Below are 15,387 nucleotides of genomic sequence, written 5' to 3' on the forward strand. Positions count from 1 at the left end.
AAGGTTGGACGAGGCTGAGGAGCAGCGCAAAGCGCGCGACATCTGCTACGCGCTGCTCACCGCTCGCGCCCGATCCCGGCAGGAGCTTCACGACGCGTTGCTGCGCAAGGGGATCAGTGCCGGTGTGGCCGAGGTCGTGCTCGGCAAGTTCGACCGCGCCGGCCTGATCGACGACGCCCAGTTCGCCGAGATGTGGGTCCGTTCCCGCCACACCTACAACGGTCTGGGCCGCCGTGCCCTCGCCATGGAACTGCGCCGCAAGGGCGTGGCCGACGAGGTGGTGGCCGAGGCCGTGGCCGCGGTGGACGGTGAGGCGGAGGAGGAACGGGCCCGCGAACTGGTCCGCAAACGCCTGCGCACGATGTCCGGTGTGGACGAGACGGCGAAGATCCGCCGTCTCGTGGGGGCGTTGGCGCGCAAGGGTTACGCGGAAGGGCTCGCGTACCGGGTGGTGCGCGACGAACTGCGCGCCGCCGGTGACGAGGCGTCGGCTCTGGACGAGCCCTGGTCGTGAGACCGGTGCCGTGCTGATCGGCCGGCTTCCCGTGGACGAACAGGTCGACGCACTTCGTGCTGCACTCGCCCGCAACGAGGTGCTGATGGAGGTCCTGGCCCGTGCCGCGAAGCTCGGCCTGCCGGGGTGGTACCTGACGGCCGGATGCGTGTTCCAGACCGTGTGGAACGTGGTCACCGGCCGCCCGCCGGCCGAGGGCATCAGGGACTACGACCTGTTCTACTTCGACGACTCCGACCTCGGCTGGGATGCGGAGAACGAGGTCATCCAGACAGGTGCGCACGTTTTCCGCGACCTGCCGGCCGTCGTCGAGATCCGCAACGAGGCACGCGTGCACCTCTGGTACGAGGACCACTTCGGCGTTCCGTGCGAGCCGTACACGTCCACCGAGGCGGCCATCGACTCGTTCGCGGCCACGACCTGTTGTCTCGGCATCCGTGTCGACCGTGACGATCGGTGGCGGATCTACGCGCCGCACGGCCTCGCCGACGTGTTCAACCTCGTCGTCCGCCCGAATCCCGTGCTCGCTCCCCGCAGCGTCTACGAGGCGAAAGCCCGGCGATGGCGCGAACAGTGGCCAGAACTCACGGTGCTGCCCTGGCCTGAACACGCTGGCGACGTCCCGTAACCGATCTCGCCGCTTGGCCGTTTCGTCCCGAGTAGCCTGAAACCCGTGAGCACCACTCCCGACACGTCCGCCGCCACTCCCACCGTCGCGGACCTGCTCTGCTTCGACCTGTACACGACGTCGCGAGCGGTCACGGGCTTCTACCGCCCGATCTTGGACAAGGCGGGCATCACCTACCCGCAGTTCCTCGTGATGCTCCTGCTGTGGGAGCGGGACTCGCGGCCGATCCGGGAACTCGTCCAGGAGCTCGACCTCGAGTACAGCACGCTGTCGCCGTTGATCAAGCGGCTGGAGAAGAGCGGGCTGCTGGTGCGCGTCACGCACCCCGACGACGAGCGGTCCGTGCTCGTGCAGCTCACCGACAAGGGCCGTGACCTGCGGTGGATCGGTGCCGAGATGACCAACCGCCTCGGCGAGGCGCTCGGCATGACCAGCGATGAGATCACCGTCCTGAGGAAGGCGTTGAACCGGGTCAAGCACGGCGCCGAGCGCTAGTGGCCTGAAACACATCGCACACGAGGTATCTCGTCCGGTAACTTACATCGTGTACGACCTAATCGAGCGCGATGAACCGTCACCGCGGTGTCCGACGAGAGAGTGAGAGAGCAATGCGAGTTCGTAAGGTGTTCACCGTTCTTGGGACGCTGCTGGCCCTGGCTGCTTCCGTTCCGTCGGGTGCCGGTGCCACGGAGGCCGCCGGGAAGTCCGGCGCCAAGAAGCCGACCATCGTGCTGGTGCACGGCGCGTTCGCCGACGCGTCCAGCTGGAACGGTGTAGTGGAACGCCTACAGCGAAAGGGATTCCCGGTAGTCGCCGTCGCGAACCCGTTGCGCGGCCTCAGCTACGACGCGAACTACCTGCGCAAGGTGCTCGCCTCGATCGACGGTCCGATCGTTCTCGCCGGACACTCCTACGGCGGCATGGTCCAGTCCCAGGCCGCGCTCGGGAACCCGAACGTGAAGTCGCTCGTCTACGTCGCGGCGTTCGCGCCGGAGAAGGGCGAGAGCGCGCTCGAGCTGTCGAACAAGTTCCCCGGCAGCACACTGGGCGACACACTGCAGATCATCGACCTCGGTGACGGCACCAAGGACTTCGCGATCCAGCAGGACAAGTACTGGCAGCAGTTCGCGGCCGACGTGTCCCGCCGGGACGCGACCATCGCGGCGGCGACGCAGCGGCCGGTCAACGACAGTGCGCTGACCGAAGGCGCCGGCGAGCCCGCGTGGCACACCGTCCCGTCCTACTTCGTGGTCGCGGGCAAGGACAAGAACATCCCGATCGTGGCGCAGAAGTGGATGGCCGAGCGCGCCCACGCCCGCGCCGTCGTCGAGGTCGGCAACGCCTCGCACTCGGTGGCCGTGTCCCACCCGGAGACCGTGGCCGACCTGATCGTCCGCGCGGCGCGGTAGTGAAAGCGGAAAGCCGGGGCGCTGCAGGGGCGTCCCGGCTTTCGTCATGCGCGGTGTTCGCTCATCGGGGCTTCGCGACCTTGCACCCCGGCAGCGACAAGTTCAGCGTCGTGCCAGGACCGAAGCAGGACACGAAGTCGAACGTCTGCTGGCCGTAGTTGGTGCCCTTGCGGACGGTGACCCTGCCGGCGGCGTTGACCTCGCACGGGTTGTTCATCGTGCAGCGTCGGCCGCTCTCGTTGCCGGTGTTGTTGACACCGACGACCTGGCCGCTCACGTTGTCGATGATCGGCGAACCCGAAGTGCCGCCGATGGTGTTGCACGACGACGTGTAGCGCAGCGAGTCACGCCAGGTCCAGTCGGCTTCCTTGAGCTGGTACACGAAGCCGTCGATCTGGCAGGGGTAGATCTTCTTCCAGTAGCCGGAGACGACGCGGATCTGCGTTTTCGCCACGGGATGCGAGGCCGACAGCTCCAGCGCGCGGCTGCCGTACTGCTGCTGGATCTGCCCGTACGTCGTGTTGAGCTGGTAGAACGCGGCGTCGGTGCCGGTCATCGTCGCGTAGAGGAGTTTCGTCGAGCTCAGGTTCGCGATCTTCGAGCCGGAGGCGCCGAGCAGATCGAACCTGCGCTCCTTCACCGTCGTGTTGACGAACACCTGGCCGGGCTTCATGAGTTCGACGCAGTGTCCGTTGGTGAGAACGAGCGCCTTGTCCGCGGCGGTCGAGGTCGGCAGCCGGACCAGCGAACCGGAGCAGTTGTCGAGTTTCACGGCGCCGGTGAAATCGACGGCGGCCTGTGCGGGCGCTGTCGTGACGCCGAGTGCGGCGATCGCCGCGAGCAGGGATCCGACGAGTTGTCGTGCCATGTGCAAGTTTCCTTTCACGGATGGCATCCAGCACCAAGCCTCTACGGATCGTAGCCATTCCGCTACCTTCGGAAGTCGGCTGGCGGGCCGCGAGTAACTCGATCGAGTGAGGATGCAATGCCCGGCTAACGGGTGAAGCAGATCAATCGACGTCGTGGTCACACTCGCAACCGCCAGGAGCCGTGATGACCTATTCGACGCAGCCCGCCTACGCCCCTCCTCCGGTCGCACCGCAGAAGCCCGCGAGGTTCGGTGCGCTCGCGTGGACCGCGTTGATCCTCGGGATCGTCGGTGTTGTCTGCTCGTGGGTCATCTTCCTCAACAACCTCACCGCGATCGCCGCGTTCATCGGGATCGTGCTCGGCGTGATCGCGTTGTTCGGCACGCGCAAGATCCTGGCGGCCATCGGCGTCGTTCTTTGTGTCACGGCGATCGCCTTCACCGTGGTGGCGCAGCAGTCCGCGGTCAAAGAGCTCGACAAGGTTCTCGACCAGGGCGTCGTGAGCGAGACTCCGAACCAGGAAGCGCTTGCCGAACCTCTGACCTGGGGCACGCGCTACACGTGGGCGAACGGCCTCTCGGTCGACGTCGCCGCGCCCGTCGCGTGCACGCCCGGCGAGTACGCGGCACCGCAGGGCATCGTCCGCGGGACGAAGTTCAAGGTCACGATCACCAACGGCACGAGCGCCGCGTTCGAGACCGCGCTGCTGTCGCTGGGCAACGACGCCCAGTTCAACGAGCAGAAGGCTCCGAAGGTGTTCGACACCAGCGGGGGTTGTAACAGCACTGTCGACAACGCGACTGTGCTGCCCGGCAAGACCTACACCTACGAGGTCTCGTACTCGGTGGGCGCGCAGCCCGGTGAGATGCAGCTCGTGTTCGAGCCGAGCTTCAACTCCGAGAAGGCGGTGTTCGTCGGTCAGGCGTAAGCCGTTCGCGAGCGGGCGCTCGGACGGGTTACAAGACGGGTGCCGTTCCGCGTGATCGCGGGACGGCACCTCGTCATCAACCATCGGTCCGGCGTAAACCGTTAGCGACCGGGTGCTCGGACGGGATACAAATCGAGGCATGTTGCGCAAGTACCCGCGAACGCCCCACCTCGAGGGCTCGCGCCTGCAACCGGGCGACGAGGACCTCGACCAGGTGCCGTTCCGTGCGATCGCGGGACGGCACCTCGTCGTCGAGGAGAAGCTCGACGGCGCCAACGCGGGCATCAGCTTCGACTCCTCCGGCGTGCTGAAGTTGCAGTCACGCGGCCATTTCCTGACGGGTGGACCGAGAGAGCGGCAGTTCGCGCCGTTGAAGGCGTGGGCCGCGACGCACCAGGGCGTGCTGTGGGAGAGGCTCGGCACGCGCTACGTCCTCTACGGGGAATGGTTGTACGCCAAGCACACCGTGTTCTACGACGCGCTGCCGCACCACTTCTGCGAGTTCGACCTGCTCGACCGCGAAACCGGCGACTTCCTGTCCACACCGGAACGCCGCCGCGTGCTCGAAGGAGCGCCGGTGGTGGCCGTGCCGGTGCTGCACGAGGGCCCGTTGCGGACGTTGAAGGATCTGACGGCGCTGATCGGTCCGTCGACGTGCCGCACGCCCGCGTGGCGTGATGCGCTGGTCGAGGCGGCCCGTGCGGCGGGTCTGGATCCGGAAGTCGTTGTCGCGGAAACAGATTCCGACGACCACATGGAAGGCCTCTACATCAAGGTGGAGGAGAACGGCCGCACGGTCGAGCGCTACAAGTGGGTCCGGCCGACCTTCGTCACCGCCGTCCTGGACTCGGGCAGCCATTGGCAGGACCGCCCGATCCTGCCGAACAGGGTGGTGTCCCGTGTTTGAGCAACTCTGCCCAACCGGTCCACAGTGGACTCTGGATTGGAACGCCGTCCGGTCGGCGTTCGCATGGGTGCGCGCGCTGGAAGGCGTGCCGCAGGATCCGATCCATCACGCGGAAGGCGACGTCGCCACGCACACCCGCATGGCCTGCGAGGCGCTCGTCGCACTGCCGGAGTGGAGGGAGCGCCCGGAACCCGATCGCGTGCGCTTGTTCGCCACGGTGTTGCTCCACGACGTGGCGAAGCCGTTCCGCACCCAGATCGAGGACGGCCGGATCACCGCACACGGCCACTCCCGCGCCGGAGACCTGTTGGCACGCAAGGTGTTGTGGGAGATGGACCGACCCATCGCCTGGCGCGAACACGTTGCCGCGCTGGTGCGCCACCACCAGGTGCCGTTCTGGGCGCTGGAACGCCCCGATCTCGACCGCATCGCGTTCCGGGTGAGCCTCGTCGCCCGCAACGACGACCTGGCGACGCTGGCCCGCGCCGACATCCTCGGCCGGATCTGCGGTGACACCGAATCCGTGCTGGACAACATCGCCCTGTTCGAGGAGTACTGCCGCGAGCGCGACTGCCTCGACCGCCCGCGCGAGTTCCCCTCCGACCACGCGCGGTTCCAGTACTTCCGCACCCCTGGCCGCGATCCGGACTACGCCGCCTACGACGACACCCGCGTCGAGGTGACCGTGCTGTCCGGCCTGCCTGGTGTCGGCAAGGACCATTGGATCGCCGCGAACCGGCCGGGCTGGCCGGTGGTGAGCCTCGACGCCGTGCGCGCACGGCTCGGCATCGCTCCCGACGGTGACCAACGCGCGGTAGCCGCCGCAGCCTTCGACGAAGCGCGGACGCTGCTGAGGGCAGGGGAGCGGTTCGTCTGGAACGCGACCAACATCTCCCGCCAGCTCCGCGAACGTTGCATCGGCCTGGCCGCCGACTACCGCGCCCGAGTCACGCTCATCGGCCTCGAAGCCCCGAAGACCGTGATCCACGCACGCAACCGCACCCGCCCCGAGCCGGTGCCGGCCGCGGTGATCGACCGGCTCGTCGGCAAGTGGGAGGCGGTTGATCTCACTGAAGCGCACGCCGTCGAACGGGTGGACACGGCACAAGTACCGACACGTACATAGCCCTGCCCCCGATGCCTCATACAAGGGAGCCTCGCCCACCCTTGGAGGCACGCGTCATGACCGACGTTCCGCTGACCAGATCCGTCCGTCTTATCTTCGAGTTCGCCGCAGACGGGGTCCGCCTCGTGGAGCAGCACCCGGTCAACATCACGGTCGGCCTGTCCCGCGACCACCAGGCCGGCGACTACGTGGAGGTCCGCGACCGCGACGGCCGCATCATCAGCCGCGTGCCGGTCCGGGTGGGCCTCGGCACCAGCGTCGAGACCTTCCCCCAAGATCCATATACCGGTTCGGACGCCCCGCGCGTCCTCACCGTCGTGGTGCCCGCCCCACCCGAGGCCGACCACGTCGCTGTCATCCGCGACAGCGAGCGCGGCGCCAACAGCACCATTCAGTCCGGCATCGAGGTTCTCGGCACGTTCCGCCTTCAACGTTGATTATGTCAACCTCCCACGCCGCTGACCTGCGCCCTAGCAATGAGTCTTTTGACGACGTCGTCAAAAGACTCATTGCTAGGGCAGGGAGGCGCGGTGCCCGGCGGGCTGGCGGACGGCCCGCTGGGCGCTGATATATCGGAGGGCGAGGGCTGCGGCCGATATATCGGTGGAAGTCAGCGTCGGTGCTCGCCGCGGTGGCCGATGGCGCGGACCAGCCAGAGCGTGCCCGCGCCGGCGACGACGAGGACGGCGATGCCGGTGAGGAAGCCGACGCTAGTGGGGGAGTCGTCCGGCTGGGGTGGCGAGCTGTTGTTGGACTTGGGCTGGGCGATGGCCGGGAGGTCGGTCATCTGAAGGGAGTTCGCCTTCACCAGGCCAGTGCCCTCCAGCAGAAGCATGTGCTTGAGCAGGAGCGTGAGACCGGTCTGTGCGGCTACCCGCGCCGGGACGCTCTTGGTCGTCGCGCGCGCCTGGGCGACCTGGACGATGAGCGAGCCGTCGGCGGCACGCGACAGGTTCGCGTACATGCGGTCGAACTCCTCACCCGAGCTGGACGAGATGGCGTTCGCCCACGACTTCTGTTCGGTCGTCGGTTCAGCCGGGAGATCAACGCCGATCTGGCCGGCCGCCTCGTTGACCGTGGCGGTGAGCTGGGTGTGCTCGGCGGCGAGCTGGCCCGCGACCTTGCGGACCTTCGCGTCACGGGCGCGGTCGGAGCTCTCGCGGCTCGCCGGTTTCTGCCAAAGCGAATGCTGCATGAGCAGAACGAGCAATTCCCGGTCCGAAGGTTCGACGTTCTGACCGATGACGCGAACTGCGTTCAGCTGAGCCTTGGCCGTCACCAATTCGAGCGCGGACGGGTCGACCAGGCCGGTGTTCTCCAGGACCGTCATCGTGCGGATCAGCATTTGCACCGTTTGGTGGGCGAGCGTGCGAATTGCGGTGTTCTGCGTCGTGGCGCGCGTTTGTGTCGCCATTACGAGAAGTCCGCCCTGTGCCTGCCGGATGATCGTCGCGTAGGCGCGGTCGTGGTTGTCGCCGGTGCGTCCGGCCATCTCGTTGATGAGTGACTGGTGTTCACTGTTCGCGTCGTTCGGCAGTACCACGCCGAACTCGCCGGCGGTTTTGAGCAGATCGACGTCGAGTCGGGAATGTCCTTCGAAGATATCCTTTCCGGCGTTGCTGATTCCTGCATTGGTGGTGCGTGTCGGAACCTCTTTGCTGACAGGAATCAACCACGAGTTTGCTTGCCGCAGAGATACCATGAAAGAGCGGTCTGGCGGTTGCACGTCTGTGGACTGCGCATTCGCGGGGACTGCTCCGATGAATGCCCCGAAAAACACCGCTGACGTGACGGCGAAAAGCGCTGCGTGCTGTCCCAGCGTGCCCAACCGGTGACGCATAGTGCCCGTTCCCTCCCGCGATCGAGCTGCCTTCAAAGGTGATACGCGCTGGTTGGGCTGGGGTTCACGACGCATGCGCACCTGTCGATGTGACGTGCATCACGGTAAGATCTGCGAACCATTCGCGCCATATTTACGTACCCGAGAGGATTTCGCGTTCCCGTTGTAGGATGCATGGGATTCCATGCTCGGCCACCGAGTCGCTAGGCCTGCCGCCCGAAGCGAGACGTCGCCGATACCTGGGGAGGGCGCAAGCTTCATGGTTGATCAGGTCAGGGTTGCTGAAGCCCATCAGGACGAGGAATTGCTGACGTTGCTCTACGGGCAGTTCCAGCGGATGTTGTTCTCCCAGGTCCTGTGTCTGACCAACTACGACCGTCAATGGACCGAGGATGTCGTCCAGGAGACGTTGATCAGGGCTTGGCAGAACTCCGAGCACCTTGTTCGTGAACCGGGGATGTTGCGCGGATGGCTTTGTACCGTCGCTCGTCGCATTGTGATCGACGGATGGCGCAGCCGGCAGGCGCGCCCGCAGGAAGTCGAATTGCTTCGTCCGGACATCGCCGAATCTCCCGACGACACGGAACAGACACTTTCGGTGATGGTCATTACCGAAGTTGTACGCCAATTGAGTGACGAACACCGTTCAGCTATCTACGAAACGTATGTCATGGGTCGGACGGTGAAGGAGGCAGCGGTCGTTCTCGGAGTCCCGGAAGGAACCGTCAAGTCCCGGCTGTACAAGGCGATGCACACCATCCGCCGGGCGCTGCAGGACAGGAGCTAGCGTGATGGTGACACGTCAACCACATCACGAGCACGTGTACGTAGTAGGAGCCGTGGACGACGAAAGCCGCACGGGCCCAGACGGGCCGTGCGGTGACGTTGCGGCGTATGTGCTCGGGGTCCTCGAACCCGCGCAGCATGTGATCTTCTCCCGGCACCTAACCGGGTGCGAGAGCTGCCAGGGCGACGCGGCCGACTTCGGCATGTTCGCGCCGACGCTGCGTCAGGTCGTCAGTCAGCCGACGGAACAACAGCCGTGCCACATCAGCCGCAGCATCCTGCTGGTGGCGGCAGGCGTCGTGGTGGCCATCGCCGCGGTGCTGTCGGTCGTGGAGTCGCTGTCCTCGCACGCCGAGCCGGCCGAACTCGGCTCTCTGACCCGCGCGGCCTCTGTGCACGGTGAGCCGTTTCCGCTGTTCCGTCACGTGTGAGCCGGTGGCCGGGCCGATGAGCAGGCAGGCGAGGCGGAGCCATCCGCGCATCAGCCTGGCCCAGATCATCGGTCGCTCCCGCACAGCTCACAGTTCCGTTCACCATTACCTGTGGGTAAGTTTGCCCGACGACGAAGCGCAGGTCTTTACGGTCCGCACCGAAGGAACACCGAAACCTTCGAGCCGCGGTCCTCTCGGTACCGAAGGCAGGGGTACGTAGAGGTGACATCTCCACTACTCGGCCGGGACGCGGAACTCGCAGCTCTCGGACGTTTGCTCGATGACGCACTGCGGGGGACGGCATCCTGCGTGGTCGTCACCGGGGGCTTCGGCATCGGCAAGTCCGCGCTGCTCGACGCGTTCACCGCCGAGGCACGGGAGCGCGGCTTCACCGTCCGCCTGGCCAAGAGCGCCCGGCTGGAAAGCCACTTACCGGGTGCGGTGGTGCGGCAGCTCGCGCCGTGCCTTGCGAACGAACGTGACCTCGAAGAGCTGTACGCCCGTGCCGCGAGCTCCGCGCGCAAGGCACCGATCCTTATGGTCGTCGACGACGTCCACGTCGCCGACACCTTCTCCAAGCGCGCGCTCGCCTACCTGCGGCCACGCCTGCAGGGCATGCCGGTCGTCATGGCTCTCGGTGCCTCCCAGGGCTACCTCTCCACGGACGAGGTGACGCTGCCCGAGATCGCCGGCGCCCACCCGCACCGCATCGACCTCGCCGGCCTCGACGTCACGGCCATCGCGCAACTCACCGAAGACTTCCCGGACAGGGACCCGCAGCGCTGCCACGAGCTCACCGGCGGCAACCCGTACCTGTTGCAGGCCCTGCTCCGTGAGGAAGGCGAGGGCTCGGCCGCGGTCGGCGAGATGATCGGCATGCGGCTGCGCGAGTACACCGGTGCCGCCGAAGTCGCCCGATCCGCCGCGGTGCTGGACGGTGACGCCGGTCTCGAACTGCTGTCCGCGCTGACCGGGTTCGACGCGCTACCCGCCGTCGACACGCTCGTCCGCCTCGGGGTGCTCGCCGACACCGACCCGTTGACGTTCCGGCATCCGTTCGTGCGCAACAGCATCCTCGCCGACATGCCGATCGCCGTCCGTTCCGCGGCACACGCCCGCGCTGCCTGGCTGCTGTTCGAGTCGGACGCCCCGGACGAACGCGTCGCCGAGCACGTGCTGAAGGCCAGGTCCGTCCGCCTGCCGTGGTCGGTGGACCTGCTGCGCGAGGTCGGTGGCATCGAGCACCTCGAACGGGCGCTCGACGAACACCTGTCCGATGAGGACCGCCTGGCGATCGAGGTCGAGCTCGGCCACGCCGAACACCTCAAGAACAACAGAGAAGGCCGTGACCGGGTCCGGGACGCGCTGACCGCCTGCGAGGACCCGCACCTCGCGGCGAACGTCGCGCTGTCGTTGATCCAGAACATGTGCACCGGCTCGGACGCGCACTTCGCGGTGTCGCTGGCGATCATGGTGATCGCCCGGCTGCTGCCGGAGGACCGCGACCTGGTCTGGCACCTCGTCTGCACGACCTATCTCCTCTCCGCCAACCGCGACGCCCAGATGGCCCACTGCGCCGGCAAGTACTTCGACGACCTCGTCGGCGACATCCCGCAGGACCCGAATCTGAAGCGCGCGCGGTCGGCGTTGCTCGCGGTCGGCAACGCCCGCAGCGGCGACTCGTCCGCGGAAGCCGTCGAGCACGCGCTGGACGCGCTCGACGGCGAGTGGGTCGACGTTTTCGGCGAGCCCTACCTGTTCACGTTCTTCGTGCCGGTGCTCGCCGACGATCCGGCGCACATCAACAAGCTGTGGCTCTCGCACAGCACCGCGCCGGTCTCACACGACCCGCACCTGCGCCGCGGAATGCTGAGCATGATCGCTCGCGCCGCCGCCTTCCACAACAGCGGTGATCTCGCCCGTGCGTACACGTTCCTGACGCCACCGGTGGCGACCGGCAACACGGAATGTCCCTCGGTCCTGCTGGCCTCGGCGAAATTCGCCGAGGTGTGCATCGAGATGGGGCAGTTCGACGAGGCGGCTCCGCTCGTCACCGAAGACGGCGACCTGTTGCAGCACATCAACGTCTGTTACGCCCGCGGCCGGCTGAAGCTCGCGTCCTGCCACGCGGAGGGTGCGCTGGAAGACCTGTTGGAGGCGGGCCGGCGACTCGCGGCACGCGAGATGCCCAACCCGGCACTGCTGGCGTGGCGTCACCACGCCGTGCGCGCGTACCTGGCGCTGGGCAACCGTGACGACGCTGCCCGGCTCGCGCACGAGGAGCTGGACCTGGCCAAGCGGTGGGGTTCGACGCGCGTCATCGGGACCGCGTTGATGAGCGTCGGCATCAGCACGGACGACATCGATGTCCTCGTTGAGGCGGAACAGCTTCTCGCCTCGTCACCGCACCGGCTGCTGCACGCACAGTCGTTGTACTGGCTCGGCCACCACCTGCGCCGCAAGGGCCGTACCGAAGCCGCGGCCCCGCATCTGCGCCGCGCCTTCGACCTCGCCCGCCAGCTCAGCGCGCACCCGCTGGCGAAGCTCGCCGGGGACGAGGTCCGCGACAAGGACGACCAGGTGCAGGGCCTGACCAGGCAGGAGAACAGGGTCGCGCGGATGGCGGCGCAGGGCCTGACGAACCGGCAGATCGCCGAGACCCTGCACCTGACCCGCCGCACGGTGGAGTTGCACCTGTCGAGTGCCTACCGCAAGCTCGGCATCACGGGACGAGCCGAGCTCGTCGCCGCCTTGTGGTCCTGACCGCGATCAGCAACCCTGCCAGCAAGGCCATCAGGATCACGGTGACGGCGGACGACAGCACCAGGAACTCGTTGAGCCGCCCGCCGGCGAGGTAGGCACCGAGCGCGACCGCGACGACCGCGCACACGGCACGGTCCATGATGGACTCCATCGAGAGAAGCGTTGCACGGTAACGGGAATCCGGGATCGCGTCGTTGAGCAGCTTCTTCTGGATGGGGAAGCTCATGCCCGCCGTCACGGAGAACAGGCACAGCAACACGATCGTCACAACACCGCCCGAGGGCACGACGAAGCCGATCGACAACGCCATCACGACGGTCAGCAGGAACACCGACTTCGCGGGCCCGATCTTCTTCGACAGCCAGAGCGGGCGCGCGGCGGCGACCGCCTCGAAGATCGTCATCGCGGCGAGCACCGAGCCGTACCAGTTGACCGAGACGTGCTTCGACTCCAGCACCGGCTGGAACAGGTTGACCTGCAGGATCCGGACCAGCGTGAACATCGCGATGCCCTGGATCATCAACAGCAGCAGCCAGCGGGACTTGCGCAGCGCCCCGAACGCGCCGCCGACGCCGGCGAGCAGCTCCGAAGTCTTGCCCGCCGGCCGTTCCCAACCAGGAATCGGCGGCAGCTTCAGGGCGAGCACCACCGCGATCGCGGCGTTGATCGCGGTGAGCCAGTACGGCGACGGCATGTTCCACTGCATCAGCAGGCTGATCACCGGCCAGTACACGATCTTGCCGACCAGGCTGTACGAGCGGCCGACGCCCTCGACCTTGAGGTAGAGGTGCCCGGCGTTGTGCGCGTTGAGGTACTCGTAAAGGTACGCGCTCTGTGCGCCCGAGATCAGCGACCTGGCCAGCGCGATCAGCAGGAAGTGGATCAGGAACCCGGTGTAGTTGCCCGCGAACACCGGCACCGTGTTCGCGACGACCAGCACGCTCGCGCCGAGCCACAACGACGTGCGGTAGTCGAAGCGGTCCGCGACCATGCCGGTCGGGATCTCCATGAGGCAGAACGCGATGTAGTAGATCGACTGGATGCCGAAGATCTCGGCGTCGGAGAGCCCCAGCTGCTTCTGGTACTCGTAGAAGATCGGGATCCACAGCAGCAGCCCGAAGAAGAACTGGAAGCCGTACGTCAGGCGGACGGCACGCGCCACTTCCGGAGTCGCCGGTACGCGAAGACCCAGCATCAGATCGAGTACGGCCGCAGCTGCAGGACGTACAGGATCTCGTCGGTGGCGAGCCACTCGATGTCGACCGGCGAGTCGAACGTGTAGTCCGGCGAGAAGTGCGACTGCAGCAACCGGCCCACGATCGCGAGCCGCTGCAGCTGTGCGTGCCCCTTGACGTCCAGGTCCTCCTTGGCGTCACCCAGGGAAACCGTGCGGCCGCCACCCTCCACAGTGGAGTAGAGGTACTGCATGGGCTGCTTCGAGCCCTCGACGACGTCGGTTACGTTCGGCGAGACGTTGATGTAGACGTTGCGGAAGTCGTTGCGGTTCATGGGGTTCGTGGTGACCATGACGCCGCCGAAGTCCGCGTTGACCTGCTCCTGGATCACGACGCCCATGAAGCAGTCGTCGAGCGAGATACCTGCCTGCTGTCGCAGCCGCACGCTGCGCGCGGAGACGAGGGACGCCCACACCTCCTTGACCGACTCCACGATCTTCTCGGCACTGGTGACGTGGTTGTACGACTCGTAGATGCCCGCTGCGGAGAACCCGGCAAGGTCCTCGGCGTTCGACGAGCTGCGCACCACGAACGTCCTGACACCCGCGAGGTTCTCGACGAGTGCGGTGTCCAGGTCGGACAGCAGGTAGTCGGGCACGCGTGTCTTGCGGATCAGCTGCTGCAGCTCGACGCACAACGGCTCGATCTCGCGGGCGTTGAGCTCCAGCGCCATCTTCAGCTTGCCGATGGCCTGCTGGATCTTCGGCGACGACTCCAGGAAGCCCTGGTGCATCGAGAACGGCAACGCGACGCCGCGCGGCACCCGCACCCGTTCCGCGAGCAGCTGCTGGGCGGCGGCGAGCAGGTCGGCGTCTTCGTCTTCGCCGAGGAGTTTCGCCAGGTAGGGCATGAGGTTGTCGCGCGGCGGACGCGGCACCGAGAAGAAACCCAGCAGCCGGCGTGGCGACTCGGCCGCGAGCACGTGGTGCAGCTCGCCGAGGTTCGCGGCCTTGGTCCCGTAACGATGGCTGTCGTTGTAGCGGATCTTGCTGAGGTTGAGGATCGGGTTGTAGGTGTCCTCGGGCTCTTCGAGCGTGACGCGCTGCGCGTACCAGGCGGGGCGCTGGCCGAGATCGTCCGGCTCGTCGATCAGCCGCAGTCCGACCGAGGCGCCCTTGGCCGACACCTCGTACTCGACCCACTGGCCGTCGAGGTCCTCCCGGTCGATCAGGTCGAACGCGCCGATCTGGATGGCGTTCGGAATGGACCAGCCCGTCGCCAGAACGTTCGTGTGCGACAGGGGAGTGGTGTGGCTCGCGTTGATGATACCGGCGAGCCGCGGAATGTCGTCGGGAACGCGGTGCATCACGACGATGTCGAACCACTCCAGCATGTTCTCCCGGTACTCCTGCTCGGTGCGAAATGCGCGCAACCGGCCCCTCGTCGTGCCTGGGTTCAACGCCACGAACTCGGCCGTCGAGAACAATTCGTGCGCGAGGATCCGTGGAAGCCTTTCCACGGGAAGCTCCGCGACTTCCTGCTCCTGGAGATGGTTGGCGGGCTTGAAGAACAACGGCACCACGGCGTCGACGTTCCTGCGCACTTCCGCGTAGAAGAACTCGATCATGTCGGCCGACATGGTGTCGACCTCGACCGTCTCCAGCGAGAACATGCGCTTGTCCTCGCGCTTGTGCAGCGACAGGATGCCGAGGAAGAACCGCCGGTCAGGGGAGTGGTAGAAGCTCTGGTTGAACTCGTCGATCCGTGCGCGCATCTCCTGCTCGCCGATGCCAAGGATCTCCTGGCCGATGTAGATCGCGTGGAACTCGTTGCGCGCGTTGTTCAAGAAGTGGATCGTCTCGTTGTGTCGGTCGACGACCACCTTGACGAAGGAATAACCACCCAGACTGCCGGACAGCTGGTTGAACGCCGACATGGTCAGCTGTTCTCCGACCAACCCCGCCACGTCGGCTTCCTGGACAGCCACATCCGCTCCTCTCTTGCGCCATTG

The 15,387-nt window shown here is 66.5% G+C and carries 15 protein-coding genes; 11 read left to right on the forward strand and 4 right to left on the reverse strand.

Features of this window, described 5'->3' with window-relative positions; all coding sequences use genetic code 11:
• The first annotated feature begins 4 nt into the window (after positions 1-4).
• The 4 genes from C8D87_RS30230 (at position 5) to C8D87_RS30245 (ending at position 2,551) form a co-directional block, all read left to right on the forward strand.
• A complete protein-coding gene (locus C8D87_RS30230) occupies positions 5-514 on the forward strand; it encodes a regulatory protein RecX (RefSeq protein WP_112229224.1) in 510 nt (169 codons plus the stop codon).
• Entirely contained in the window at positions 477-1,142 is a 666-nt protein-coding gene (locus C8D87_RS30235) for a nucleotidyltransferase family protein (protein ID WP_233442359.1), read from the forward strand. The genes C8D87_RS30230 and C8D87_RS30235 overlap by 38 nt, the downstream gene beginning before the upstream one ends.
• A gap of 45 nt (positions 1,143-1,187) precedes the next feature.
• Entirely contained in the window at positions 1,188-1,637 is a 450-nt protein-coding gene (locus tag C8D87_RS30240) for a MarR family winged helix-turn-helix transcriptional regulator (protein WP_109640522.1), read from the forward strand.
• 113 nt (positions 1,638-1,750) lie between these two features.
• Complete coding sequence (locus C8D87_RS30245; RefSeq protein ID WP_112229225.1) at positions 1,751-2,551, forward strand: alpha/beta fold hydrolase; 801 nt, start codon at positions 1,751-1,753, stop codon at positions 2,549-2,551.
• A gap of 61 nt (positions 2,552-2,612) precedes the next feature.
• Here the strand turns inward: C8D87_RS30245 and C8D87_RS30250 are convergent, their stop codons facing one another.
• On the reverse strand, positions 2,613-3,419 hold the full coding sequence (locus C8D87_RS30250) for a S1 family peptidase (RefSeq protein ID WP_112229226.1): 807 nt from the start codon (positions 3,417-3,419) through the stop codon (positions 2,613-2,615).
• 185 nt (positions 3,420-3,604) lie between these two features.
• On the opposite strand from C8D87_RS30250, the gene C8D87_RS30255 reads away from it, so the two are divergent.
• The 4 genes from C8D87_RS30255 to C8D87_RS30270 all read left to right on the forward strand — a co-directional run bounded on the left by C8D87_RS30255 (position 3,605) and on the right by C8D87_RS30270 (position 6,818).
• Positions 3,605-4,348: a hypothetical protein gene (locus C8D87_RS30255; protein ID WP_109640519.1), complete on the forward strand. Its 744-nt coding sequence runs from the start codon at positions 3,605-3,607 to the stop codon at positions 4,346-4,348.
• Between the two features lie 139 nt (positions 4,349-4,487).
• The gene (locus tag C8D87_RS30260; protein WP_112229227.1) at positions 4,488-5,255 is read left to right on the forward strand and encodes an RNA ligase family protein; all 768 of its coding nucleotides are present in this window, start codon (positions 4,488-4,490) and stop codon (positions 5,253-5,255) included.
• Positions 5,256-5,322: 67 nt separating this feature from the next.
• Positions 5,323-6,381, forward strand: a complete 1,059-nt coding sequence (locus C8D87_RS30265; RefSeq protein ID WP_215732529.1) for an AAA family ATPase — start codon at positions 5,323-5,325, stop codon at positions 6,379-6,381.
• A 56-nt stretch (positions 6,382-6,437) separates the two neighbouring features.
• Entirely contained in the window at positions 6,438-6,818 is a 381-nt protein-coding gene (locus tag C8D87_RS30270) for a hypothetical protein (RefSeq protein WP_112229229.1), read from the forward strand.
• A 173-nt stretch (positions 6,819-6,991) separates the two neighbouring features.
• On the opposite strand, the gene C8D87_RS30275 is transcribed toward C8D87_RS30270, so the two are convergent.
• Entirely contained in the window at positions 6,992-8,209 is a 1,218-nt protein-coding gene (locus tag C8D87_RS30275; RefSeq protein WP_170166633.1) for a DUF4142 domain-containing protein, read from the reverse strand.
• Positions 8,210-8,480: 271 nt separating this feature from the next.
• Between C8D87_RS30275 and C8D87_RS30280 the strand changes: the two genes are divergently transcribed.
• The 3 genes from C8D87_RS30280 to C8D87_RS30290 all read left to right on the forward strand — a co-directional run bounded on the left by C8D87_RS30280 (position 8,481) and on the right by C8D87_RS30290 (position 12,201).
• Positions 8,481-9,008, forward strand: coding sequence for a sigma-70 family RNA polymerase sigma factor (locus tag C8D87_RS30280; protein ID WP_112229343.1), 528 nt, complete (start codon positions 8,481-8,483; stop codon positions 9,006-9,008).
• Positions 9,009-9,060: 52 nt separating this feature from the next.
• The gene (locus tag C8D87_RS30285; RefSeq protein ID WP_112229231.1) at positions 9,061-9,438 is read left to right on the forward strand and encodes a hypothetical protein; all 378 of its coding nucleotides are present in this window, start codon (positions 9,061-9,063) and stop codon (positions 9,436-9,438) included.
• A gap of 222 nt (positions 9,439-9,660) precedes the next feature.
• A complete protein-coding gene (locus C8D87_RS30290; RefSeq protein ID WP_170166634.1) occupies positions 9,661-12,201 on the forward strand; it encodes a BREX system ATP-binding domain-containing protein in 2,541 nt (846 codons plus the stop codon).
• Here C8D87_RS30290 and C8D87_RS30295 read toward each other — a convergent pair.
• Positions 12,161-13,396 (reverse strand): MFS transporter, encoded by a 1,236-nt coding sequence (locus tag C8D87_RS30295; protein WP_112229233.1) that lies wholly within the window; start codon positions 13,394-13,396, stop codon positions 12,161-12,163. The two genes, C8D87_RS30290 and C8D87_RS30295, sit on opposite strands and share 41 nt — an antisense overlap.
• Positions 13,396-15,363 (reverse strand): PEP/pyruvate-binding domain-containing protein, encoded by a 1,968-nt coding sequence (locus C8D87_RS30300; protein ID WP_233442360.1) that lies wholly within the window; start codon positions 15,361-15,363, stop codon positions 13,396-13,398. The genes C8D87_RS30295 and C8D87_RS30300 overlap by 1 nt, the downstream gene beginning before the upstream one ends.
• Positions 15,364-15,387: the final 24 nt, after the last annotated feature.

This window comes from Lentzea atacamensis (genome assembly GCF_003269295.1).
In the GTDB taxonomy this organism is placed as follows: Bacteria; Actinomycetota; Actinomycetes; order Mycobacteriales; family Pseudonocardiaceae; genus Lentzea; species Lentzea atacamensis.